The sequence below is a fragment of the Chromohalobacter sp. 48-RD10 genome, from assembly GCF_029889785.1.
GTDB lineage: Bacteria > Pseudomonadota > Gammaproteobacteria > Pseudomonadales > Halomonadaceae > Chromohalobacter.
In genome coordinates this window covers 1-1,124 of the sequence record NZ_JARANX010000155.1, presented here as the reverse complement: position 1 = coordinate 1,124, position 1,124 = coordinate 1, and the positions used below count along the sequence as shown (strand labels likewise).

The 1,124-nt window shown below is 60.4% G+C and carries 1 protein-coding gene; it reads left to right on the top strand.

Annotated elements, in window-relative coordinates:
* The first annotated feature begins 264 nt into the window (after positions 1 to 264).
* Entirely contained in the window at positions 265 to 894 is a 630-nt protein-coding gene (locus OP496_RS17895) for an OmpW family outer membrane protein (protein ID WP_280565290.1), read from the top strand.
* Positions 895 to 1,124: the final 230 nt, after the last annotated feature.

Here is a 1,124-nt window from a genome sequence, read left to right as displayed (position 1 = left end):
ATATTCGTGTGCGCAAGAAGCACCTCACCGAGAACGAGCGTAAGCGCGCCAAGAAGAAGTAACGGCGCTCCGCACTCGACAGCAACACGAAGCCCACCACTCGGTGGGCTTCGTCGTCTTTGGGGCCAAAGACGAAAACCAAGGGGCTGCGACATATAACCACATTTTTTATGTGGTTATTTGGTTTAGGCTTGATGCATACGAAGCACACGCCGCTTCCGAAGTCGCCTCAAGCCAACTCGCCTCAACCCCAGGAGTCGTCCCATGCGCCACCTTCTGCTCATTTCTTCGCTTGCCTTCACCGCTACGCTCCTGCCAACCACCTCGGCGCTGGCCTACGGCCAAGGCGATTTCTACACACGCTTCGGTGTCGCCAAGGTCGCTCCGCAGAGCGGTAACGGCGACTTCGGCGCCCCGCTGAACATGACAATCGACGCCGATGACGACAGCGGTTTCGCCTTCACCCTGGGCTACCGTTTCCAGGACAAACTCGGCGTAGAACTGCTGGCCGCGCAACGCTTCGAGCATCAGATCCGACTCAACGGCAGCGACATGGCCAGCATCCACCACCTGCCGCCGACCCTCACGCTTCAGTATTATCCGCTGGGTGGCACCGACGCCCGCGTGCAGCCGTATCTCGGTGCCGGGATCAACTACACCCACTTCTCCGACGAAAAACTCGACGGCGGCGAGCTCGAACTCGACGATAGCTGGGGTGGCGCCGCGCAAGTCGGGGTCGACCTGCTGATTGACGACCACTGGGCGCTCAACGCCGCCGCCTGGTATCTCGACATCGACAGTGATGCCACCGCCACGCTCGGCGGCAACGACTATCATGCCAACGTGGAAATCGACCCCATCGTCGTCATGGGCGGCCTCAGCTACCGCTTTTAAAGGTCGCGACAACAGGTTCTGTTCGAAAGGCAGTTTGCGTACGAAGCCTAGGCGTCCCGCCTTTTGGCGGGCTACCCTGTGGAAACACACGGACGCGACAGGAGCCCGCCATGCATAAACACATCGATTGGGACGCTCCCGGCAACGCCAGCGTGACCCGCCACTACGCCAGCGACAAGCAGCACGAAGTCCAACCCTACCCCGGCATGATGCTCTCTGCCCGCTATCAA